Origin of the sequence: uncultured Bacteroides sp. (assembly GCF_958445495.1) — a bacterium.
Lineage (GTDB): Bacteria > Bacteroidota > Bacteroidia > Bacteroidales > Bacteroidaceae > Bacteroides.
Genome location: NZ_CAUCSQ010000012.1, coordinates 72,136 through 96,510, shown reverse-complemented (window position 1 = coordinate 96,510; position 24,375 = coordinate 72,136). Strand labels below are relative to the sequence as shown.

The window sequence follows — 24,375 nt, the reverse complement described above, 5'->3', positions numbered from 1 at the left end:
AAAAAGTTCTCATACCTCCAATATATTCTAAGCTTTGAGCTTATAACTTTTTTCTCCCAAAATGCTAATTATATGGCAAAATGTTATAATTTTGCAGCCAAGTCTTTTCTATTCGACAGAATAAGGAGAGTATTACATTATTCACATTATAATAAAAGAAAAAGATGAAAGTAGCTATTGTTGGCGTAAGCGGAGCCGTAGGACAAGAGTTCCTGCGTGTGCTCGACGAGAGAAATTTCCCGTTGGACGAGTTAGTTTTGTTCGGTTCCAAACGTAGTGCCGGAACCACATACACTTTCCGCGGTAAACAAATCGAGGTCAAACTCTTGCAACACAACGATGACTTTAAAGGGGTAGATATCGCTTTCACTTCCGCCGGTGCGGGAACATCGAAAGAATTCGCGGAAACCATCACCAAGTACGGCGCTGTCATGATTGACAATTCCAGTGCATTCCGCATGGACTCCGATGTGCCTTTGGTAGTACCGGAAGTAAATGCAGAAGATGCGAAGATACGTCCGAGGGGCATTATCGCCAACCCTAACTGCACAACCATCCAAATGGTAGTCGCATTAAAAGCCATCGAACAGCTTTCTCATATAAAAACCGTGCATGTGTCCACCTACCAGGCAGCCAGCGGGGCAGGCGCGGCAGCTATGGACGAGTTGTACGAACAATATCGCCAGGTATTGGCAAACGAGCCTGTGACCGTAGAAAAGTTCGCCTACCAACTGGCATTCAACCTGATTCCGCAGATTGACGTATTTACGGAGAACGGTTATACGAAAGAAGAGATGAAAATGTATAACGAGACACGCAAAATCATGCACTCCGACATCAAAGTCAGTGCAACGTGCGTACGTGTTCCCGCATTACGCGCTCACTCTGAAAGCATCTGGGTAGAAACAGAACGTCCGATTTCCGTAGAAGAGGCACGGGAGGCTTTTGCCAAAGGAGAAGGCCTGGTACTCCAGGACAATCCGGCGGAAAAAGAATACCCGATGCCATTATATCTGGCCGGTAAAAATCCGGTATATGTGGGACGCATACGCAAAGACCTCACTAACGAAAACGGACTGACTTTCTGGATTGTAGGCGACCAAATCAAAAAAGGTGCTGCATTGAATGCCGTACAGATTGCGGAATACCTGATTGAAGCGAAAGATATTTAAATTTTTCAACCCGTTGCCGGTAAAATAAAAACCGGGGTCTTTTACTCCGGCATCCGGAATAAATTAAAGGGACCGTATTAAAAACGAAAAGGAATAATGAACCTGCCGTTTTTTAATACGGTCCCTTCATTTGAATCGCCTTTTTAAAAAAGTCTCCCGTCTCCAAGGAATCACCTCTACGGAAAAGCACCTGCCTACTTTAGCCTGTTCCCCTTATTTCTATCAAGATAAAGTAACAACCAAAGTACTTTTCCTCTTCTGGAAGCATGGAACAGAATCCCCTATATTAGGTATTTTCCTCTCGTAAAATAACAATTTATTGCGATTGCCTATTTGCAAATTAATAATGACTTTTGCACAAAAGTTTTCTATGAAGTTTTGTTTGTTTAACATTATATTTTTAGGACTGGTATTCAGCAATTTACCTAAACTGTCCGCCCATCCGAATACTTACACAATCTCTGGCCGGGTAAGTGAATCCCAAGACAATACTCCTTTGCCCGGTGCATCCATTATTATAAAAGGTACCTATTTATGGGGAGTATCCAACCAAAAAGGAGAATTTACGATAGAAGGGGTACAAGAAGGTGACTACAACCTTGAAGTTTCTTTTCTCGGTTACATGCCTGCTACAATTTCTGTCAGTGTCCGCAAAAATATCAAAGGGCTTCATATCCGGTTAAAAGAAAATACGCTTGCATTAGAAGACGTGGTAATCACAGCACAGGCTCCTAAAAATGAGCTGAATACCAAACTCGTGATTGGCAGCAATGCGCTGGAACACCTTCAGGTTTCCAATGTAAGTGACATATCCGCCTTACTCCCCGGAGGAAAGACGCAAGTGCCGGACCTGACAACCAACAACGTATTCTCATTGCGCAATAGCGGTTCAAGTGTTGGCAACGCAGCTTTCGGAACCGCTATTATGGTAGACGGCATGCGCATCGGGAATAATGCCTCATTCGGTACCATGAGCGGTATAGACACGCGCAGCATATCCGTTGCCGATATAGAATCGGTAGAAGTCATTACCGGAGTCCCCTCGGCAGAATATGGCGACCTGAACAGCGGTATGGTTAATATTCGTACGCGAAAAGGCAAGACACCGTGGAACATCTTATTATCCGTCAATCCACGTACAGAACAGCTTTCTTTCCTGAAAGGGCTGGATTTGGGCAATGACAGAGGGATTCTGAATATCAGTGGAGAATGGACAAAAGCAACCCGGAAACTATCTTCTCCCTACACTTCTTATACCAGAAGGGGATTTTCCGTCGGCTACAACAACCTGTTCCGGAAAAACCTTAAATTCGAGATAAACGCTTCCGGAAACATCGGGGGAATGAACTCCGAGGATGACCCGGACGCATATACCGGAGAATATACAAAGGTAAGGGACAATGTATTCCGGGCAAACACCGCACTGGCATGGTCGCTCAACAAGCCTTGGATTACCAATCTGAAATTTGACGCTTCCGTCTATTACAACGACAATAAGTCACATGCGCATACCCCCTACTCTTATGCATCGGAGCAACCGGCCGTACATGCCGAACAAGAGGGTTATTTTCTCGCCGGCAAACTGCCGTACTCATATTTTGCCGACCAAATCATAGATTCCAAAGAACTGGATTATGCCGCTTCCTTGAAATACGAATGGAACCGCCGCATCAAAAGCATAAACAACAATCTGAAAGCGGGCATACAATGGAAAGCGACAGGCAATGTAGGAAAAGGCGAATATTACCAAGAACCTTCCCTGGCTCCGAACGGCTACCGCCCCCGCCCGTACACATCTTACCCGTACATGCACAATATCTCGCTTTACGCAGAAGAGAACCTGGCATTACCGGTGGGCAACACGACCTTGAGACTGATGGCCGGTTTACGATGGGAACACCTTTCCATCAGCGGAACGCAGTATAAGAACCTGAATACGCTGTCGCCGAGGTTCAATGTCAAATGGGAATTAAACAAATACATATCTGTCCGCGGCGGATGGGGAATAACCGAAAAACTGCCGTCTTACTATGTGCTCTATCCCCAACAGGAATACAGGGATATACAAACGTTCGGATTCTCCTATAACAACAATGAGTCTTCCTACATTTACTATACGCAACCATATACAATGTTGCAAAATGAGAATCTGCGCTGGCAACGTAACCGGAACGCGGAAATCGGGATTGATATCGATATAGCCCGTACCAAAATTTCATTGGTCGGATATTTCAACCGTACAAAATACCCGTATAAATACAGCAATTCCTATACTCCGTTCTCGTACAATGTCCTGCAATTGCCGGAAGGATTCAGCATGCCCGCCAATCCGCAAATCAACGTAGACAACCAGACAGGCATGGTTTACGTCCGAGAAAACGAATCCGCCTATTGGACACCGATGGATGTGCTGGTGACCAACCGGACATTCGTCAATGCCATTTCACCGGACAACGGCCCGGACATCACCCGGAGAGGAGCAGAAATGATTATCGACTTTCCGGAGATTGAACCCATCCGCACACAACTACGCCTCGATGCCGCATACGGTTATACCAAATATATCGACAACTCGTTATCATCCTATTATCAAAACGGATGGTCACACACCAGCCTTCCGAACCGTTCCTACCAATATGTAGGTATTTATGCCAACGGAGGAGGGTCGTCCGCGACAGCCAACGGCAAACGCACGCATTCATTGGACGCTAACCTCACAGCTACCACCCATATTCCGAAAGCGAGGCTAATCATCTCGTTCAAGCTGGAGGCATCATTGCTGAAACGTTCGCAGAATTTGTCCGAATACAATGGAAAAGAATATGCTTTCAATGTCAGTGAAGACAATAACACCCCGACAGGAGGAAGCATTTATGACGGGAACTCTTATACCGCTATCTATCCTGTAGCATACCTTGATTTGGACAACCAGGTGCACCCGTTCACTGAAAAAGAAGCGCAGGACGAAACCTTCGCCCACTTAATACGCAAATCGGGAAATGCCTATACATTTGCCGCCGACGGATATGACCCTTATTTTTCCGCAAACATCAATATCACCAAAGAAATAGGGAATCATGTTTCACTGGCATTCAACGCCATCAATTTCACAAATTCGAGGAAATACGTTACGTCATACGCAACGGGGATAAGCACCATCTTCATACCCGATTTCTATTATGGTTTAACTTGTCGCATCAAATTTTAGAATTATGAAATATACCGCTTACATATTATTCGCTATTAGCCTCCTCACCATAGGAAGCTGTACGGACATCGACAACGGGAATCCTTACGACAACCAATTATACACCCTGAAAATCAATACGATATATCCGGATGACTATACCGATTATCTCCGTGAAGGGGTTACCGTTAAAATTGAGGATATCGACCGGGGAAATTCCTACTCGGTACAAACCGACGGGAAAGGTTCCGCACAATTTCACTTAACGAGCGGCATCTACCGCATACAGGTCAGCGACAAAGTAGACAAAGAAATATTCAACGGCCTGGCAGACAAAGTGAGAGTGTCTGACCAGAACATTTCCCTGGACCTCCCCTTGCAACATTCCAAAGCGGGAAGCATCATCATCAAGGAAATTTACTGCGGAGGATGTACCATGTTGCCGTTTGAGGGAAATTACCAGTCGGATAAATACATTATCCTGCACAACAACGATTCCGAAGTGCAATACCTGGACAGCTTGTGCTTCGGAACACTCGACCCTTACAACTCGCAGGGAACTAATGTATGGATTTCACAGGACGCATCAACGGGGACAACCATTTTCCCGGAATTCCTCCCTATCGTACAATGTATCTGGCAATTCGGAGGGACCGGCAAATCGTTCCCGCTCGCACCGGGTGAAGATGCCGTACTGGTCGTTTGCGGCGCTATCGACCACACGGCACAATACCCCCTGTCCGTCAACCTGAATAAACCCGGTTATTTCGTCTGTTACAGTCCCGTATATTTCTGGAATACCCGCTACCATCCCGCACCGGGCGACCAAATCACTCCTGACCATTACTTGAATGTTGTCATAAAAACCGGACAGGCAAACGCCTACACATTCTCTGTATTCTCTCCCGCCACCGTGATATTTAAAGCACAAGGGACTAGCATACAGGATTATATACTTGAAACAGGCAATGTCATACAAAAACCGGGAAGTACTGTCGACCGGATTGTCAAAATTCCTCTCGAATGGGTATTAGACGGTGTGGAAGTGTTCTACGGAGGTTCCTCCAACAATAAAAAAAGGATTCCTCCAACCATCGATGCCGGCAACATCACTCAAAGCGCGCTTTACGACGGACGAAGCATGTACCGCTACGTAGACGAGGAAGCTACGCAAGAAGCCGGTTATGAAATCATGGTGGATACCAACAATTCTTCAAACGACTTCTACGAAAGAGAAAAACAATCTTTGCATGAATAGAATGAAAACTCTATATATAATAGGTGTAGCAATAACGGTTATCCTGTCTGAAACCAAAGCGCAAACTTATGAGCTTATAGAAAGGCGGAATCCGTGGAATGCCGGAAGCAATGTAACCGGCATCCTGACGGACAGTACGAGTATATCTTATGCCGAAGCTTATGGGGAAAACGGGCACGGAGATTTCCGCAATTACTACGAAGCAGATAAGACATGGAGCGCCGGAGCGCTGGCCAAGTCCGTCACTCACCTGAAACGTTACTCACTGACCGGTTCATTCTCATTCGACCATACGTCAGGAAACAATATGAGCGGCTCAATGTTTATCCGTCCGGGATTCTATCCTGTGGACATACTCGAATTCACTCCCGGGCGTAAAGACTTGCAGAGCTACTCCTTTATGGGAGGAATAGCGGCGGACATTGATTCCCGTTGGCGCGTAGGCGGAAAGATTGATTTCACTTCCGCCAATTATTCCAAACGTAAGGATGTGAGGCATACCAATTACCGGCTGGAATTAAGCGTAGCCCCCAGTGTGATGTATCATTCGGGCGACTGGAGCATCGGGTTCTCCTATTTATTCAACAAAAATAGCGAGTCCGTCTCAGCGGAGGTGATAGGAAGCACAGAAGCGTCTTACTATGCCTTTTTAGACAAAGGGTTGATGTACGGTGCTTATGAGACATGGGACGGTAGCGGCATCCACCTGAATGAATCGGGTGTCAGCGGTTTTCCAGTCAAGGAACTGTCGCATGGTGGCGCCTTGCAATTGCAATGGAAAGCATTTTACGGCGATATTGAATATCTCCGTTCTTCGGGTTCTGCCGGTGAAAAGGAAACCATCTGGTTTAAATTTCCGGCAGACCGGATTCAGTCGCATTTGAGTTACCGTTTCACAAAAGGCGGGAATGAACACTTCCTGCGATTTCACTTGTCATGGCTGCATCAGACCAACAATGAACAAGTCTTGGGAAATGAAACCGAAAACGGTATCACCACTACATATATTTACGGTTCGAACCGGATATTTGAAAGAGATATTTTCTCCGTCCGTCCCGAATACGAATTCGTATCTCCCCGCCAGGAAATCCGGACCGGAATAGAAATGGTATTTTTCAAACGGCAGGCTACCCAGATGTATCCTTATATATTCTCGGAAAAAATGCATCAAGGGAAAGCTTACGTATCAGGGACATTCCATCTCGGAGCATTCGACCTGAAAGCAGGAGGAAGTTTCTCTTTCGGAGATTTCACCGAGGAAGACAGGATGATAGATACCGACATGGAAGCGGGAGCCCCTCCATACCGTCTGACGGAATATTACCTTCTGCAAAACGAATACGCTACAGCTTCACAAATTAATATACATCTGGGAATACGCTATAATTTCCGGAACGGGATTTATACGGAACTGGCAGCGGAATACACACATGGTTTTCACTTGAAATACATTACAGGAGCAGACCGGTGGAATGAAAACATAAAAGTGGGATATTATTTTTAAATAGACATTACATTGATTTAATTAAAACAGTTAGAAAATGAGAAAGTTTTTATTTTTTATGCTGGCAGCGACATTTATGGCATCCTGTCAGCAGGAAGAAGAAGGAACGCCTTCGGTAAGCAACAACAGAGTGACTATTTCCCCAATCGTCACCCGTGCCACAGAAGTAAACTTTGAAAATGAAGATGTTATCGGTTTGACCATCACAAAAAGCGATGAAACGGTTTATGCAAATAACGAAGCCATGACATTCAAAGACGGTGTATTTTCCGGAAATGTGCTTTGGTACCCGGAAGGTACGGAAGAGTCAACCCTAACCGCTTATTATCCTTATGCTTCCGAAGGAACTCCAAGTTCATTCACAGTGCAAGCCGACCAGAATGCCAATAAAGGATACGAAGCATCCGACTTCATGGCTGCCAATAAAACGAATGTGACGCCTTCAACAAGTGCGGTTACAATGATTTTCAAACACATGTTCACCAAACTTCTCCTTAATGTAGAGAACGAAAGCGGTTCGGATATTTCTTCCATCGTCCTGCAAGGTAGTATTCCGACAGCCGATATCGATTACAGCACACTGACTACAACCGCCAACAGCAGTACAGTGGCAACGGATATCACTGCCCAACAGGTTACGGCAAACGAAACCTACCGCGCCATCATCATCCCGCAAACCGTTGCCTTTAATCTTGTAGTAACGACGGCAGACGGCAATACGCTGGAACAAAAACTCGCATCCACAACATTGAAACAGGGAGGACAATACGAAGTAAGCGTACGGATACTGCCAGATGGCCTCCAAGTGTTATTAAGCGGAGAAATAGAGAACTGGACAGATGAAGGCAATATTCCGGCAGCTCCCGCCGAAGTAGATTTTGAAGAACATCTCGAAGAGAATTATTTCATCTATGACGGCGAAACATACAAAACCGTAAAACTTGACAACGGAAGCATCTGGATGGCTGAACCACTTCGTTACGTACCTGAGGGATATACTCCGTCCGATGACCCGACTGCAGATGCACATATCTGGTATCCGTATAAATTGATAGATAACGACGGCGTCATTAACACCGTAAGCGCCGATGGTGCAGAAGCGTTAACAGATTCGGAATCTATCAAAAAATTCGGTTACCTGTACGATATGTCCGTAGCGCTCGGCGGTGTAAAAATCACAGAAGAAAACATTCACAATTACGAAGGAGTGCAAGGGATATGCCCGAAAGGATGGCACATTCCGACTCGTGCAGATTTTTATGCCCTTTGCGGACTTTCCAATAAAGACGATTCCGGTACAGAAACAGGAAACCAAGTTAATGAAAACGCCCTCTTCTACGATGAAGAATATCAGGGAGGGAAATGGACCAAGTATAACGATGCAGGTTGGAATTATGTAATGTCCGGTGTTAGAATGAAATCCAACAAAGATGCAGCACCCAGATATCAATTGACAAGATTCTATTCAGGAAATACCACTGCAGCCATGTTGGAAAAATACGAGGGAACACCGGCACTAACCTATATGATGTCTTCCACAGGTTACGTATCAACAACCAAGAATCTTCAGTTCTTCGGACAAATGACAACTTTCAGTAGCGCATATCGTGAAGGACGCATCAATGTTGCATATTACTACAATGAATGCGGAGTACAAATCCGTTGTATAAGAGACCAGGCTGACAACTAAATGCCGTTTGTTCTATTGCCGTGAAGCCGTTTGTTTCCCGGTAAGGAACAATCAATTTCCCGTTATGAAACGATTTGTTTCATAACGGGAAACCAAAAACTCAAGCAAGGTCGGGAATTACTCTACCCAGAGTGACTGACGATTAAAAAACAAACCGTAACTAAATTACAAACCATAAAACGAAGCTATAAACAATGAAAGTAAGAAAACTGACAATTGCGATTGCCATCACAGCAATAACCGTTACCGGAACTTCATGCGGTAACAAACAACCCCAAAATACATCGGAAGCGACAACGGAACAGTCCGCATCTTCCGCTTTGGAAATCGACTCTCTCCTTGCAAATGCAGAAAGCCTTGCCGGACAAGAAGTTACCATAGAAGGTGTTTGTACGCATACCTGTAAACACGGCGCTAAAAAGATTTTCCTGATGGGCAGTGACGATACGCAAGTAATCCGTGTAGAGGCAGGAACATTGGGAGCATTCGATACCAAATGCGTAAATTCGATTGTCCGTGTAACCGGAACATTGAAAGAACAGCGTATTGATGAAGCTTACCTTCAAAACTGGGAAGCGCAGCTCAAAGCACAGGTTGCCGAAAAACATGGTACGGGTGAAGCCGGATGTGATTCCGAAAAAAAGGCACGTGGCGAAACGGCTAGTACCCCTGAAGCCCGCATTGCCGATTTCCGGGCAAAAATTGCCGACCGAAAGGAAAAAACGGGAAAGGACTATTTATCTTTCTATTTTATGGAAGCCAGCTCCTATGAGATTGAACAATGAAATTCGTAAGTGGAGCCGGACGATACACCGTGACCTTTCATTCTTCTTTTCCGGAATGGTTTTAATTTACGCCATTTCCGGAATTGTCATGAATCATCGGGATACTATCAACCCCAATTTCTCCATCGAACGGAAAGAATACAAAATCAATGAGAAATTGCCGGATAAAACCGGCATGGACAAGAAGAAAGTACTCACATTGCTGGAGCCGCTAGGGGAGACGGATAATTATACCAAACATTATTTCCCGCAAACAGATGTAATGAAAGTATTTCTGAAAGGCGGTTCCAATCTGCTGGTAAATGTAAAAACCGGAGAAGCAATCTATGAATCCGTCACCCGCCGCCCGCTCATCGGAGCCATGGCGCGTCTGCATTACAATCCGGGCCAATGGTGGACCTACTTTGCAGACATCTTTGCGGCCGGTCTCGTTGTCATTACACTTTCCGGCCTTGTAATGCTGAAAGGGAACAAAGGCATTACCGGCAGAGGAGGGATAGAACTTGTCGCCGGAATCCTGATTCCGGTTCTTTTCCTTTTCTTCTTTTGAACAGAATAACAGATAAAACAGAATGGAACAAATTATAGAATGCAGTAACCTGACGCATTACTACGGCAAACGGTTGATTTACGAGAATCTTAGTTTTACAGTTCCCAAAGGGCGTATCCTGGGATTGCTGGGAAAAAACGGTACGGGAAAAACCACAACTATAAATATCTTAAGCGGTTATCTGAAACCACGCTCAGGAGAATGCCGCATCTTCGGACAGGAGATACAAACCATGTCGCCGGCGTTGCGCCGCAACATCGGATTATTAATCGAAGGGCATGTGCAATACCAATTTATGAGTATCACGCAAATAGAGAAATTTTATGCGGCTTTCTATCCCGGCCAATGGAAAAAAGAAGCATATTACGAACTGATGGACAAATTAAAAGTCGCTCCGGGACAACGTATCTCACGCATGTCCTGTGGACAACGTTCGCAAGTGGCACTCGGATTAATCCTTGCACAGAACCCGGAACTGCTGGTACTGGACGACTTCTCTCTCGGACTGGACCCCGGTTACCGCCGCCTTTTTGTAGACTATCTCCGTGACTATGCCCGTTCCGAAGGAAAGACCGTTTTCCTGACATCACACATCATCCAGGATATGGAGCGTCTTGTAGACGACTGCATCATCATGGATTACGGGAAAATATTAATCCAGAAACCGGTCACCGAATTATTGGAAAAAGGACGCCGCTATACATGCAATGTCCCCGAAGGTTACGAATTTCCGGTATCCGATGATTTCTATCATCCTTCCATCATGCGAAACAGGCTGGAAACTTTCTCCTTCCTTTCACCGGCAGAAGCGGAAGCCCGATTAAAATTAATGGCAGTGCCCTATACAAACCTCATTTGTGAACAGGTGAATCTGGAAGACGCCTTCATCGGACTGACCGGCAAATATTGATTCTGCAATCCGAAATTCATAATTCATCAATCGTAACTATTCAAAAATGTACGCTATATTTTACAAAGAATGGATAAAGACACGGTGGTATTTCTTACTTGCCGTAATTACTACACTCGGTTTTACGGGTTATTGCATGCTCCGCATCAACCGTGTCATAGAAATGAAAGGAGCCGCACATGTATGGGAGGTCATGCTGCAACGGGACACCATCTTTATCGACATGCTCCAATATATTCCTCTGATAACCGGAATTCTGATGGCAATCGTACAATTTGTTCCTGAAATGCAACGTAAATGCCTGAAACTGACTCTTCATCTTCCCTATCCCGAATTGAAAATGACAGGCAATATGTTACTTTCCGGCTTCATTCTGCTTTTAGTCTGCTTTGCTTCCAATTTCTTATTAATGGAGATTTATTTAGACGGCATACTCGCCCATGAATTGAAAAACCACATATTGCTTACTGCCCTGACCTGGTATCTTGCCGGCATATCGGGGTATCTGCTGATTGCATGGAGCTGTCTTGAGCCGGCATGGAAACGCCGCATCATAAACCTAATCGTCACGATACTGTTATTAAGGATTTTCTTTCTGTCGCCCACACCGGAGGCTTACAATAAATTCCTTCCTTATTTATTGCTCTATACCTTACTGACAGCCTCTTTCTCATGGCTCTCCATTGTACGTTTCAAAGCCGGGAAACAAGACTAGGCAATCAGGAGCCTTATCACTAAACATAACCAAGAAATGATAAAATAAAAATGAAACGTTTCAGTACAATATTGTTATATGTAACTATCGCATTCCTGCTTCTTTGGCAAGTTCCCTGGTGTTACAACTTTTTTGCCGTAAAACCGGCAAAGACTCCTTTCACCTTATATAGCTCCGTTATCGGAGATTTTACAATGATGGGACAAGAAGAGGGAAAGACTATTCGCCGTGACCTTGCCGGGAATATTTACTCCGAGGCCGCTTTCGACAGTATTCTGCCGATGTTTTATTTCCGCCAGTTGATGTCCGACGAACGTTTTCCCGATACCATTAACGGAATCGCCGTCACTCCCAAAATCGTACAGACAGAGAATTTCAATTTCCGCAGCGTCCCTTCAGACATCAACACCCCTTCTATCGGACTATATCCCCTGATGGAATCCATGTCCGGCCGTGTGGATTTGAAAATGCCTGACGATGTACTCCGTATCACCGCCCAAGGCATCGAGTTTATCGACATGGCTTCCAATAGCGTGAAGACTGAAAAAAGCCTTTTATTCACCGAAGCCATGACTAAAAAAGGATTCCGCTTTCCCGCAAGGGAAATAGCGGGAAACCCGACCGTGAAGAAAGAGTATGACGAGGGGTATCTCCTGCTGGATACGGACTACCGCCTATTTCATCTGAAACAAGTAAAAGGCAGGCCATACGTCCGCGCCATCGTTCTGCCGGAAGGGCTGAAAATAAAACATCTGTATCTGACAGAATTCAGGAATAAGAAGACTTTAGCTTTCATGACTGATACCGACAATGCTTTCTGGGTTCTGAAAAGTCGTACATACGACATCGTCAAAAGCGGTATTCCCTCATTCAATCCCGAAACGGACGCACTGACTATCATCGGCAACCTGTTTGACTGGACAGTCCGAGTGACAACTCCGACCCACGATAACTACTATGCATTGGATGCCGGCAACTATTCGCTAATAAAAAAGTTAGAAAACGAGTCGGACGTTTATTTCATGCCGGGTATCACTTTCACCTCCTATTCGGACAAATATGTAATGCCCCGCTTTGAATAAGCATTTAAATTCATATATAAATATGGCAAGAAACTGCCGAGAACGGCGTATTTACCGTTCTTCGACAGTTCCTTGCCATTATTTCCTCCACCCGCAAAAACAAACGGCGATAAATTTCATTTATCCGGCAATTAACCATATCTTTGCCACTGTAACAGATTGAGAACAAACCGCAATTGTCCCTGCGTCATACATAAACAAATACGGTTGAAAAAACAATTATATCCGGAACCGTATGGAAACCTGCAGAACATTTGCATTCATGAGCCTTCTCTTTTTCCTGCTTCATAGTTGTACAATACCCGCGGACAATGAAGACGGGAGCAACGAAGGAGACGACAATATGACCTCCGAACTCCCGTGGGAAGGAGAAACAGACAAATTCAAGATTAGTTCCAAAGAAGGAGTACGCTTAAATGATTTACAGGAAGATGCGGGAACCGCCTACATTGCCTTTCCATCCTCTTCCGTAAAAAATACCCGCTGGGAATTCGGGGTCCGCCTCACATTCAATCCTTCCGCCAATAATTATGCGCGTTTCTATCTGGTCTCATCCTCCAACGTACTTTCCGGCAATTTAAACGGTTATTACCTTCAGATAGGAGGAGTCAAAGACAATGTGGCCCTTTACCGGCAAAACGGGAACCAATCCAAGCTGTTAGCTTCGGGCAGAGAAATCATGAAAGGAAACAGTTCTCCGAAATTGTATATAAAAGTAGAATGTGACAATGACAATAACTGGACTTTCTGGACACGGCCGGAATCAGAAAACGGATATACTCTGGAAAAACAAGTAAAAGACAACAGCATTCCGGATTCCCGATATTGCGGACTCTATTGCGTCTATACCAAAAGCCACTGCAAAGGTTTCACATTCCGCCATATACAATTGTCCGACGATGTAGGGACTACCGTCAATCCCGACATAACACCCGATAAACCGAAAACCGACATTCCGGACACCCCTGAAATTCCCGATTTGCCGGAAGATGTCAGAGGCATGCTACTCTTTAACGAAATAATGTATGACAATGCAACCGACGGAGCCGAGTATTTGGAAATTTACAATCCGGCCAAACAGGAAATCACCATACAGTCCCTTTATCTGTACAAAATGTATGAAGACGGTACCATATATGGCACTACGGCACTTTGTAACGAAGACTTCGCCACACCTCTTGTTTTCCCTGCCGAAGGTTATCTCTGTTTCACCAAATATGCCAACAAGGTCATTCAGAAACATCAGGCGGACGAAAAAAACCTGATAGAGATACCCAAATTCCCCACCCTCAACAATAAAGGGGGATATCTGGCTCTCTCCTGTAGCGAAAAACCGGGCAAAGGCCATACGTTTGATACTTGCCGTTTCAGAGATGAAATGCACGACAGCACTTCCCAAAAGACCACCGGGGTTTCGCTTGAGAAAAAATCACCGGAATTACCCTCCCTTAACAAAAACTGGCGTTCGTCCCGGCACGCCACCGGAGGAACACCCGGAATAAAAAATGAATAGAAGCCGTATCAAGATAAAACCCGGTTTATCATCTCCCACATTCAGGCCAAGCGTTTTCCCTGTCTGCAAAGAGAAAAGATTTCCGCTTGCCCCCGAATCATAGTTATCAGATCGGTTCTTTACCTTTGATACGGCCTCTGCTATTTACTCAAACTACCTTTTCCTAAAAAGAATAGCGTTCATTAACGGACATCGAAAGCAGCATCAATCAATGCCTGTAAATTCAAATAATGGCTTTTAACAATACCGGTGGAAGCATTCGCCATCCTAGCCAACTCTTTCTTCAATTCAACCAATTGCCCCCGGGCAATAGCCGGTGCTTCCGAAGGGAACTCAAGAGAAACCAACGAATATCCTCCAAGGCTGCCTAATGAACCGGAACCGCTTTTGGGTTTGTCAAGCATCGCAATTAACGCATTTACATACGTCTTTTGCAAGCTGCGTTGAGAAGCATCCGGCCTTTTTCCTCCCTGCAGGTCACTCCAAATACTCTTTTTCAAATCCCTGAACAAATCATTGGCCGTATAAGCATTCGTTCCGTTTGTCAACTCATTATCCATCATCTTATCCAATGTACGACGGTTGAGCAGTTGCTTCAATATGCTGCTTTGCACGCGATAAATCGAGTTGAAAGTATTAATGCCTGTCTTTTCCGACAGTTTTTCATCTTTCAGCCAAGTCGGAGTAGTGAACAACTCCTTATTCAGAAAATCGACCGCTCTTTTCTGGATTTCTTTCGGCACGTATTCCACAGCCTTCATTTCAGTCTGTTCCACTGAGATAGGATTATGATAGATACCGGCTATGTTAGTAGCGACATGTCCCATATACAAATCGAATTGTCCAAGCACATTCTGATACAGGCGGACAGCTTTCATATAGCCTTCATTCGGTTCATAAGTCCAATTCATGATTTCAGGCATAATGCGTTTCAGGTTCTTGATACCGTACTTGCTCGCCAACATCGCATCATCTCCCAAATCTTCACTTTGATTACGGGGATCATTGCTGTCGAGTTCAGTACCAAACGTATAACGCTTGTCCTCACGCAACTTCTCTACAATCCATTTATTCAAATGAGGAATCTCCTCTTCGGCTGTCTTATATTCAGGCATCCAACGATATCCCCATTCAATCGCCCATTTATCGTACATTCCGATACGGGGGAAAATGCCGGCACGCGAGATGCTGTCTTCCGGTTGCGCGACGTAATTGAAACGTGCATAATCCATGATAGAAGGAGTGTGCCCGTTGGCTTCCACCCATGCCTTATCCCTCAATTTTTCTACCGGAACCGTATGAGAAGAACCGAAATTATGTCGTAATCCTAACGTATGTCCGACCTCGTGAGAAGACACAAAACGAATCAGTTGTCCCATAAGTTCATCGTCAAACATAGGTTTACGCGCTCCCGCATCAACGGCTCCCGCTTGTACCACATACCAATTGTAAAGCAGGCTCATTACATTATGATACCAGTTGATATGTGTCTCCAGGATTTCACCGCTACGCGGGTCATGCACATGAGGACCGCTCGCATTCGGTATATCGGAAGGCTTGTACACAATGGCCGAGTGACGTGCATCTTCCAGACTCCAAGTAGGATCGTCCGTAGGCGCTTCCTTACCGAAAATCGCATTTTTAAATCCGGCTTTTTCAAAAGCGGCCTGCCAGTCATTCACTCCCTGAATCAGGTAAGGCACCCATTTCTTAGGAGTGGCAGGGTCAATGTAAATGATAATCGGTTTCTTGGGTTCAACGAGTTCTCCTCTCAAGTATTTTTCAACATCTTCCTCTTTGGGTTCAAGACGCCAGCGGGTGATTTTTGCCTTATATTCCACTCCTTGCGGGTTCTCGTCGAAATCTTTATAACTGACAGCAAAGTAGCCGACTCTGTCGTCATGCATCCTCGACTTCATCGGTTCTTTAGGCAGTAAAAGCATAGAGCTGTTCAGCTCATAAGTCAGCGGAGACGTGGAAGTAGCGAACAAAGCTGCCAATAATTTTTCCAAACCGGTCGCCATTGACTTCTTTCGCTGGTAAGTACGCACTGTGCGAATCTCGATATTCTTCGGAAAAGCTTTCAGCGTATCGATATAACTTGCATCATCCACCATACTGCCGGCGCCGACATTGTCTTTTATGCGGCTCGTAAATGAAAACATTTCATTATCTTTACGGATATAATCCGTCATGTCAACCACATAATTGTTTGTTCCGGCTTCCTTACGGACCGATTTCAGAGGGAAAGTAGCCACAATAGGCTGCACGTTCGAATTCAACACAGCCTGATACATTCCCAAAGTGTCTGAAGAATGTTCCAGATAAGAAATCTCGCGTACAAACAACTTATTTCCGCGTCCCTTCTCAAAACGGATAACTTCATCACTTATATAGTCTCCGGGATAACCGACCTTACGTTTCTGCATATCCGCCGGAGCCTTCACAATTCTATTCACTATCAATATATCACGTCCGAACAATGAATCCGGAATTTCAAAGAAATATTTACCTTCTACATAATGTACCTTGAAAAACCCGTTCATCGTCTTGGCCTTACCGGTGATGACCTTTTCATAAGGCTGAAGAGCGTCTTTCTTTTTGTTAGCAATAGAATCGGCCTTCGCCTTGCTTACCGCTTCCGTCTTGCTTTTCTTTTTCTTCCTCTTGAAAATGTCTGTAGATTGGGCCTCAATGGACGGTACTAATACCGCCAGAACTGTCAGAATTGAAATTAATTTTTTCATGCTTTTTATTTTTTACGGTATATATTTACAAATATAATACTCATTCGCCAATACCTGCAATACCATACATATTTAAATTATTGAAAGGAAACGACATTCCTTCATTCGGTTTCCCCGTAACGGAATACTCTTCTCCGTCAATAACGAAGGTAAATTTATAGGTATAAGTCAGTCCCAGGTCAAAAGGAACGGCAATCACAATAAAACAAGTCTCTACGGAAGCACCGAGAAAACTGGAAGTTACCTCAAAACCTTCAGGGAAATTATAAGTGATACTATACAAAGGAGTACCGGTAATCTCACCTGTGGACAAATCGACGGTAGCCCCTTCTTCATAAGCTATCGGATGCTCACAAGAAACAATCAATTTAGTATATTTTTTCCCTACCAGATTTTCCGGGCAACTTACGCTCGGCAAAGTAATCTGTGAAAACAAAGGTTCGAACTCGCCCAATGAAAGCGTAGCGGCTGAATAACTGGAAATAGTTGCCGAAGCATATGCAAAAGTATAATCTCGATAGGGTGTAGATTCCAACGCATTATGTTCCTGTACGGAAATATCAGGCAAGACCACGGTTTTATAATCCTGCGAAGCAGCATTATAAGGAGAATATGCATAAATTGTATGATCACCGCTTTTAAATCCTGCAGATATTTCCGTAGAAGGCTTTAAAGTCGCATCAGTCACCTCCTCGTTGTATACAATCATCGTCTTGCCTCCAACGTCTACCGTAGAAGGTTCCGCAACTTCCGAAGGCACATATAACATATTATTTTGAGGCTTGCCGTCAGACAACACATATACCCCGACTTTATCTTCTTTAATCCAACCCTGAGTTCCGTGTGAATATGCATTATAAATTCCGGAAATCGAAATTTCTCCGACAACAGGTACATCTACATCTTCTTCGACGTCATCATTACTGCAACCCGCGGAAGATAATGCCAAAGCCACGCATGCGGCTACATAAAACAGTCTATTCTTCATACTTTTCTTGATTAAATGATTAATTGTTAATTATAATATTCAATATTCTCCCTGATAGTTAGTACACCAAACAACCCCTTTGACATTTCCGAAACCACTGAAAGTTTTCAATTCCAAATCGGGAGCAAACCCCTCAAACAGCCGCACCATTTTGGTTTTGTCCACATCAATCACGGTTATGTCTCCGTTCTCCTGCGAAAGCGTAAGACGATAGTTCGGTTCTGTGCTATTGCCTCCGTAACCGTAAAATTCACAGACCACCGGACTCCCGCTAATATGAGTAATCCGGCTTCCGGCGGTATAAGCAAGTACATGTTGCCGCATTTGCATACTATACACATACAAGTTATTCCCTCCATCCGTAAAATAAAAATACGGGTTCTTCTCAAAGTTGGAAGACATCTTGATGACGCTCTGCGGAGTCAACAACGGACCGCCGCTAAATTCATACTGCTCCGTAGCGGTTATCAAATGAGACTTAGCACTCATCCCCTTTACTGAAAACTCATGTATATTATAAGTCCCCGTTCCCTGGACGTCAATCACCGATACATAGTTCGACCAATGGGTCAATCCGCCATATTCCGGGTCAACATCCGTCTTTTCATAAGCTCCCAATGCCAGACAATATTTTTCACGATTCTTCCGGACGATGATTTCCCACAACCGCGTCATCATCCATTTACCGGGACATAAAGCGCCCCGTTCCGGTTTGCCAACATGAAAACAAACACGAAGAAATGTGAACGGACGCTTATTTCAAAGAAACACGGCAAAATCCCATTATAACTTAGGATTATCCTATAAAAACAGTTATATTTGCTACTCATTTGTCGGAAACAGACGGAACTCCTGCATTTGGCAGATATGAAAATAAAGTAGAAACCCCATTTCAAACAAATAAAAACAGCAGACATGAGCCCGATTGTTTTATCTATTACTATTGTGGCATACTTTATAATCCTGTTCGCTATTTCTTATTTAGCAGGGCATAAAGCAAACAACGAAGGGTTCTTTGTCGGAAATCGCAAGTCGGTATGGTATATCGTCGCTTTTGCCATGATTGGTTCCACGATTTCCGGAGTGACTTTCGTTTCCGTTCCGGGTATGGTACAAACCGGTAATTTCTCCTATCTTCAAATGGTATTAGGTTTCATCGTCGGACAGATTATCATAGCATTCGTACTCATTCCTCTTTTTTACCGTATGAATCTGGTATCCATTTACGAATACCTGGAAAACAGGTTCGGAAGTTCATCCTATAAAACAGGAGCCTGGTTTTTCTTCATTTCAAAGATGCTGGGGGCAGCCGTCCGGCTCTTTCTGGTTTGCCTGACCCTGCAATTGCTTATTTTCGACCCATTTCACCTCCCGTTTCTGTCGAATGTCATTCTCACGGTACTTATCGTATGGCTCTATACCTTCCGCGGAGGCGTGAAGTCATTAATATGGACGGACGTTCTGAAAACATTTTGCCTGATTATATCAGTAGTACTCTGTATCTATTATATGGCTTCCGGCCTGCATTTGGATGCCAGCAGCCTGGCAACGACAATCTCGGACAGCGAGTTCTCCAGAATATTCTTTTTCGACGATATCAACGACAAGCGATATTTCTTCAAACAATTCCTGGCAGGAATATTCACGGTCATTGCCATGAACGGGCTCGACCAGGACATGATGCAACGCAACCTCAGTTGCAAAAACTTCCGGGACTCCCAGAAGAATATGATTACCAGCGGAATATCCCAGTTCTTCGTCATTCTGCTCTTCCTGATGCTGGGAGTATTGCTCTATACGTTCACTGCCGGGCAGGGTATCGAAAATCCGGAGAAAAGCGACGAACTGTTTCCGATGATTGCCACCGGCAACTACTTTCCCGCCATCGTCGGAATATTATTCATTATCGGACTGATAGCCTCCGCCTATTCCGCAGCAGGTTCCGCCCTGACAGCCCTGACGACTTCCTTTACCGTAGACATCCTGAAAGCCCAGAACAAAGGAGAGACGGCGTTGCGCAAAACACGCCAACAAGTACACATCGGTATGGCAATTGTGATGGGAGCGGTCATTTTCGTCTTCAACCTGTTGAACAACACCAGCGTAATCGATGCTATCTACACATTAGCCGCCTACACTTACGGTCCCGTCTTGGGATTATTCGTTTTCGGCATTTTCACTCAAAAACAAGTTCATGATAAATATATCCCATTAATAGCGATTGCCTCTCCCATACTCTGTTACATTCTGCAAAGAAATTCCGAGACATGGTTCAACGGCTATCAAATCAGTTATGAATTACTGATAATCAATGCCCTGTTCACTTTCCTCGGCCTTTGTGCGCTCACCAAGAGACAACGTAACAGCCAGTATGAATGCATGCACTAAATAAAAAACAATCATGAAAACAACCATCAATTGCTTCCTTCCTTTCAGTACAATGGAAGAAACGGCACAAACAGTCAAAGAGTTAAGGACATCGGAATTAATCGATAAAATCTATTTACTGGCGCCGTCCGCCGCCAATGTCTGCATCTCCGGCTGTGAATTTATCCCAGTACAAAAAATACAGTCTACGCAGGCAATGCAATCCATCGCGGCCTATTCCGACAGTACGTACATTTTGCTCTATACAAAACATACCGTACTGAAATTAGGGATGTTCGCTTTGGAAAGAATGGTCCAAATAATGGAAATGACCGGTGCAGGCATGGCATATGCAGACCATTACCAACAGACAGACGGGATACAAAAACCGGCTCCAGTCATCGACTACCAACCCGGCAGCCTCCGGGACGATTTCGATTTCGGTTCGGTATTGCTGTTTGATACCGCCATTTTCAAGAAAGCGGCAAAAACACAAACAGAACAATATCAATACGCCGGCCTGTACGATTTGCGCCTCAAGATTTCCCGGACAAGCCAACTGATACACATCAACGAATATCTGTACACAGAAATAGAAAACGACAAACGGAAAAGCGGCGAGAAACAGTTTGACTATGTGGCTCCTGAAAACCGCCGAATACAAATAGAGATGGAACAGACTTGCACCGACCATCTGAAAGAGATTGGCGGATACCTGCTCCCGCCATTCAATCCGGTGGACTATTCCGATTCATCCTTTGAATATGAAGCCTCCGTCATCATCCCTGTACGCAACCGTGTCCATACCATTAAAGACGCAGTCTGCTCAGCCTTAAACCAACAAACGGATTTCTTATTCAACGTCATAGTAATCGACAACCATTCAACGGACGGAACCAGCGAAATACTCCGCGAGCTAAGCACGGACAAACGGCTGGTCCACGTGATTCCCGAAAGAGACGGGCTCGGCATCGGCGGTTGCTGGAACGTAGGCATCCATCATAGAAAATGCGGGAAATTCGCCGTACAGTTAGATAGCGACGATATATATAAGGACGAGCACACGCTGCAAATAATGATTCAGGCATTTTACGAACAAAACTGTGCTATGGTTATCGGCACTTATATGATGACGGACATCCATTTGAAAGAAATAGCTCCCGGCATCATCGACCACAAAGAATGGACACCCCATAACGGGCACAACAACGCCCTGCGTATCAACGGGCTCGGAGCCCCAAGGGCATTTTACACCCCTATCCTCCGGAAAATCAACATGCCCGACACAAGTTACGGAGAAGACTACGCACTCGGATTAAGGATTTCACGCGATTACCGGATAGGACGGGTATATGATGTGGTTTACCTTTGCCGCCGCTGGGAAGGAAATTCGGACGCCGCACTGTCCATTGAAAAAATCAACCAGAACAATCTATACAAAGACCGGTTACGTACCTGGGAGTTGCAACAAAGGATTCAATATCGAAAAAGAATGCAGCTTTCTCCCGAAACCACACTCGAACAACTGATTGAGAGCCAAATCAATTCATGGGAACTGGCCGGAAAGAACTACGAAGCCCTGGAAGAATACCGGGAACGGACGAAAAAGGTGGAAACATGGAACAAAAGCCACAGCTTCTATATGAAAGTCCTCACATACCTGAACCCGAACCGCATTCTTTCCGTTACCGCACAAACAGACGCCGCATCCATCCAAACACGGCCCTGTTTCCTCTGTCCCGACAACCGTCCCGACGAACAGAAATTTATCATCCATAAAGAGTATCAGATATTACTCAATCCCTATCCCATCTTCAATCCTCACTTGACAATTGCCGACAAGAAACATTCGCCGCAAGCCATTGCCGGCCGTTTTGAGGACATGATAGACCTTGCAGACAGGATGAGAGACTATTTCATCATGTACAACGGACCGGAATGCGGTGCTTCCGCTCCCGACCATGCCCATTTCCAGGCTACCAGCAAAAAAGAATTTTTAGACGGTGCGACAGGACACATCGACTGGCATGAAAAAACATGCGTCGAAAAAGACAATCTGGAAGTCACCTATATAGATGAGCCGGTCAGCGCAATCTATATCCGGACAGCCGGCAAAAAGAACATGTCACGCACATTCAAGCAAATCTACGGCATCCTTGCAACGGGCAGCAACGGAAAAGAACCGATGATGAATATTATTTCCTGGAACGGGGCCAATGAGCCCCTGGAGTCCCTTCACGAACTATACGATGAAAATGAGATTCAGGAAATGGCATCGGAATACCACTGTCTGATTTTCTTGCGCAGCAAGCACCGTCCGGATTGTTATTACGCCCAAGGAGACGAACAGATTCTTGTCAGTCCGGGTATTGCCGAGATGAACGGAGTATTCCCCGTAATCCGTGAAGAAGACCTGCCCAAGCTGACTCCCGAAAAAATATATGAAATCCGAAAAGAAGTATCCATCTCAAAAGAAGAACTGCAAAATATAGTAAACCGCATCAGAACTGTGTTATGCAAGAACCTCAAATAACAGTCGGCATCCTTTCCGGGAAAGAGATTGAATTCTTTTTTCCGGAAAGATTCATTTCCTCCGACGGGACGGAAAGCTCCGGTGTGCAGAAAGCAGTTTGCCGGAACGGTAAAATCTGCTGGCAGGAAAAAGAATACGCCGAATTATCTTTCATCCCCCGGCAAGAAACCGCCCGCACTTTCTTTGAACTGAAAAACGTCACAATCGGCATCAACTTCCATTGGGAACGCAAAGAACCCCAGAAATTCAAAGGGAAACTAAAGATTATCGTCGAAAAAGAGCAACTGACCGCAATCAACGTGATTCCGGTCGAAGAATACCTTACCAGCGTGATTTCATCGGAAATGAGTGCGACAGCCTCATTGGAACTATTGAAAGCCCATGCCGTCATTTCCCGAAGCTGGTTGCTTGAAAAACTGAAACCGAAAGACGGAAAAGGGAAAAACAAAGAACTGAAAACAAGAAATGAAGAACCGGCAAAACCTTCGTCCGCCCGCAACGTAACCGATATCCCGCCTTCAATCCCCGGTTCCCAAATCATCAAATGGTACGGCCGGGAGGCACACACCCACTTTGACGTATGTGCCGACGACCACTGCCAACGCTATCAGGGAATTACGCGAGCCTCAACGCCGCAAGCCGTCGAAGCAGTCACCGCTACCAGGGGAGAAGTGCTGACGTATGAAGGTACGATTTGCGATACCCGGTTCTCCAAATGTTGCGGAGGAGCTTTCGAAGAATTCCAGAATTGTTGGGAAAACGTGAAACACCCATACCTCGCCGGACAACGGGACAGCCAGACAGAAAAGCAACTTCCCGACCTGACCGTCGAAGCAGAAGCAGACAAATGGATACGCAGCTCGCCCGTCGCGTTCTGCCACACACAGGATAAGAAAATCCTAAGCCAGGTATTGAACAACTATGACCGGGAAACAAGCGATTTCTACCGTTGGAAAGTCTGTTACTCCCAACAGGAGCTTTCAAGACTGCTCCGCCGGCGTTCAGGAATCGATTTCGGACAAATCACAGACCTAATCCCCGTAGAACGGGGAACTTCCGGACGCCTCGTCCGGTTGAAAATAGCAGGAACCCTGCGGACGCTCACCGTCGGGAAAGAACTGGAAATACGCCGTATCCTGTCGGATTCCCATCTTTACAGCTCCGCTTTCGTCATCGACAAAGAATACGGCGAAAAAGACGAAAAAAGAATACCGTCCCGGTTCATCCTCACCGGAGCCGGCTGGGGACACGGGGTAGGACTCTGCCAAATCGGCGCTGCCGTAATGGGAGCGCAAGGCTATAAATATGAAGAAATACTGTCCCACTATTATCCCGGCAGTACCTTGGAAAAACAATACGAATAAAATCCGAATG

17 protein-coding genes are annotated in these 24,375 nt (G+C 45.1%); 14 read left to right on the top strand and 3 right to left on the bottom strand.

The genetic code is table 11. The annotated features are described in order from the left end of the window. Nucleotides 1-164: 164 nt before the first annotated feature. The 11 genes from Q5076_RS06250 (at nucleotide 165) to Q5076_RS06200 (ending at nucleotide 14,366) form a co-directional block, all read left to right on the top strand. Nucleotides 165-1,172, top strand: coding sequence for an aspartate-semialdehyde dehydrogenase (locus Q5076_RS06250; RefSeq protein ID WP_303011768.1), 1,008 nt, complete (start codon nucleotides 165-167; stop codon nucleotides 1,170-1,172). Between the two features lie 370 nt (nucleotides 1,173-1,542). After that, entirely contained in the window at nucleotides 1,543-4,380 is a 2,838-nt protein-coding gene (locus Q5076_RS06245) for a TonB-dependent receptor (protein ID WP_303011766.1), read from the top strand. A gap of 4 nt (nucleotides 4,381-4,384) precedes the next feature. Beyond that, on the top strand, nucleotides 4,385-5,617 hold the full coding sequence (locus tag Q5076_RS06240; RefSeq protein ID WP_303011765.1) for a DUF4876 domain-containing protein: 1,233 nt from the start codon (nucleotides 4,385-4,387) through the stop codon (nucleotides 5,615-5,617). Next, on the top strand, nucleotides 5,610-7,121 hold the full coding sequence (locus Q5076_RS06235) for a DUF6850 family outer membrane beta-barrel protein (RefSeq protein ID WP_303011764.1): 1,512 nt from the start codon (nucleotides 5,610-5,612) through the stop codon (nucleotides 7,119-7,121). Before Q5076_RS06240 ends, Q5076_RS06235 begins: the two co-directional genes overlap by 8 nt. Before the next feature lie 37 nt (nucleotides 7,122-7,158). Further along, a complete protein-coding gene (locus tag Q5076_RS06230) occupies nucleotides 7,159-8,811 on the top strand; it encodes a fimbrillin family protein (protein ID WP_303011763.1) in 1,653 nt (550 codons plus the stop codon). A gap of 194 nt (nucleotides 8,812-9,005) precedes the next feature. Further along, the gene (locus tag Q5076_RS06225; RefSeq protein ID WP_303011761.1) at nucleotides 9,006-9,596 is read left to right on the top strand and encodes a hypothetical protein; all 591 of its coding nucleotides are present in this window, start codon (nucleotides 9,006-9,008) and stop codon (nucleotides 9,594-9,596) included. Beyond that, nucleotides 9,580-10,146 (top strand): PepSY-associated TM helix domain-containing protein, encoded by a 567-nt coding sequence (locus Q5076_RS06220; protein WP_303011759.1) that lies wholly within the window; start codon nucleotides 9,580-9,582, stop codon nucleotides 10,144-10,146. The genes Q5076_RS06225 and Q5076_RS06220 overlap by 17 nt, the downstream gene beginning before the upstream one ends. 22 nt (nucleotides 10,147-10,168) lie before the next feature. Further along, entirely contained in the window at nucleotides 10,169-11,056 is an 888-nt protein-coding gene (locus tag Q5076_RS06215) for an ABC transporter ATP-binding protein (protein WP_303011758.1), read from the top strand. Between the two features lie 46 nt (nucleotides 11,057-11,102). Continuing rightward, entirely contained in the window at nucleotides 11,103-11,771 is a 669-nt protein-coding gene (locus tag Q5076_RS06210) for a hypothetical protein (RefSeq protein WP_303011755.1), read from the top strand. 50 nt (nucleotides 11,772-11,821) lie between these two features. Further along, complete coding sequence (locus tag Q5076_RS06205) at nucleotides 11,822-12,853, top strand: DUF4857 domain-containing protein (protein WP_303011753.1); 1,032 nt, start codon at nucleotides 11,822-11,824, stop codon at nucleotides 12,851-12,853. Nucleotides 12,854-13,088: 235 nt separating this feature from the next. Then, the gene (locus Q5076_RS06200; RefSeq protein ID WP_303011752.1) at nucleotides 13,089-14,366 is read left to right on the top strand and encodes a lamin tail domain-containing protein; all 1,278 of its coding nucleotides are present in this window, start codon (nucleotides 13,089-13,091) and stop codon (nucleotides 14,364-14,366) included. 182 nt (nucleotides 14,367-14,548) lie between these two features. Here the strand turns inward: Q5076_RS06200 and Q5076_RS06195 are convergent, their stop codons facing one another. Genes Q5076_RS06195 through Q5076_RS06185 form a run of 3 tightly spaced genes read right to left on the bottom strand, consistent with a single transcriptional unit; the run spans nucleotide 14,549 to nucleotide 18,779 of the window. After that, a complete protein-coding gene (locus tag Q5076_RS06195) occupies nucleotides 14,549-17,113 on the bottom strand; it encodes a zinc-dependent metalloprotease (RefSeq protein WP_303011751.1) in 2,565 nt (854 codons plus the stop codon). 40 nt (nucleotides 17,114-17,153) lie between these two features. Further along, nucleotides 17,154-18,101: a fimbrillin family protein gene (locus Q5076_RS06190; protein ID WP_303011749.1), complete on the bottom strand. Its 948-nt coding sequence runs from the start codon at nucleotides 18,099-18,101 to the stop codon at nucleotides 17,154-17,156. 39 nt (nucleotides 18,102-18,140) lie between these two features. Continuing rightward, the gene (locus tag Q5076_RS06185; RefSeq protein WP_303011747.1) at nucleotides 18,141-18,779 is read right to left on the bottom strand and encodes a hypothetical protein; all 639 of its coding nucleotides are present in this window, start codon (nucleotides 18,777-18,779) and stop codon (nucleotides 18,141-18,143) included. Between the two features lie 237 nt (nucleotides 18,780-19,016). Here Q5076_RS06185 and Q5076_RS06180 point away from each other — a divergent pair, with 237 nt between their 5' ends. From Q5076_RS06180 to Q5076_RS06170, 3 genes are read left to right on the top strand one after another with little or no spacing between them, the layout of a single operon-like run. After that, complete coding sequence (locus Q5076_RS06180) at nucleotides 19,017-20,489, top strand: sodium:solute symporter (protein ID WP_303011745.1); 1,473 nt, start codon at nucleotides 19,017-19,019, stop codon at nucleotides 20,487-20,489. A 13-nt stretch (nucleotides 20,490-20,502) separates the two neighbouring features. Then, nucleotides 20,503-23,001, top strand: coding sequence for a DUF4922 domain-containing protein (locus tag Q5076_RS06175; RefSeq protein WP_303011744.1), 2,499 nt, complete (start codon nucleotides 20,503-20,505; stop codon nucleotides 22,999-23,001). Then, the gene (locus Q5076_RS06170) at nucleotides 22,983-24,365 is read left to right on the top strand and encodes a SpoIID/LytB domain-containing protein (protein WP_303011742.1); all 1,383 of its coding nucleotides are present in this window, start codon (nucleotides 22,983-22,985) and stop codon (nucleotides 24,363-24,365) included. The genes Q5076_RS06175 and Q5076_RS06170 overlap by 19 nt, the downstream gene beginning before the upstream one ends. Nucleotides 24,366-24,375 lie beyond the last annotated feature (10 nt).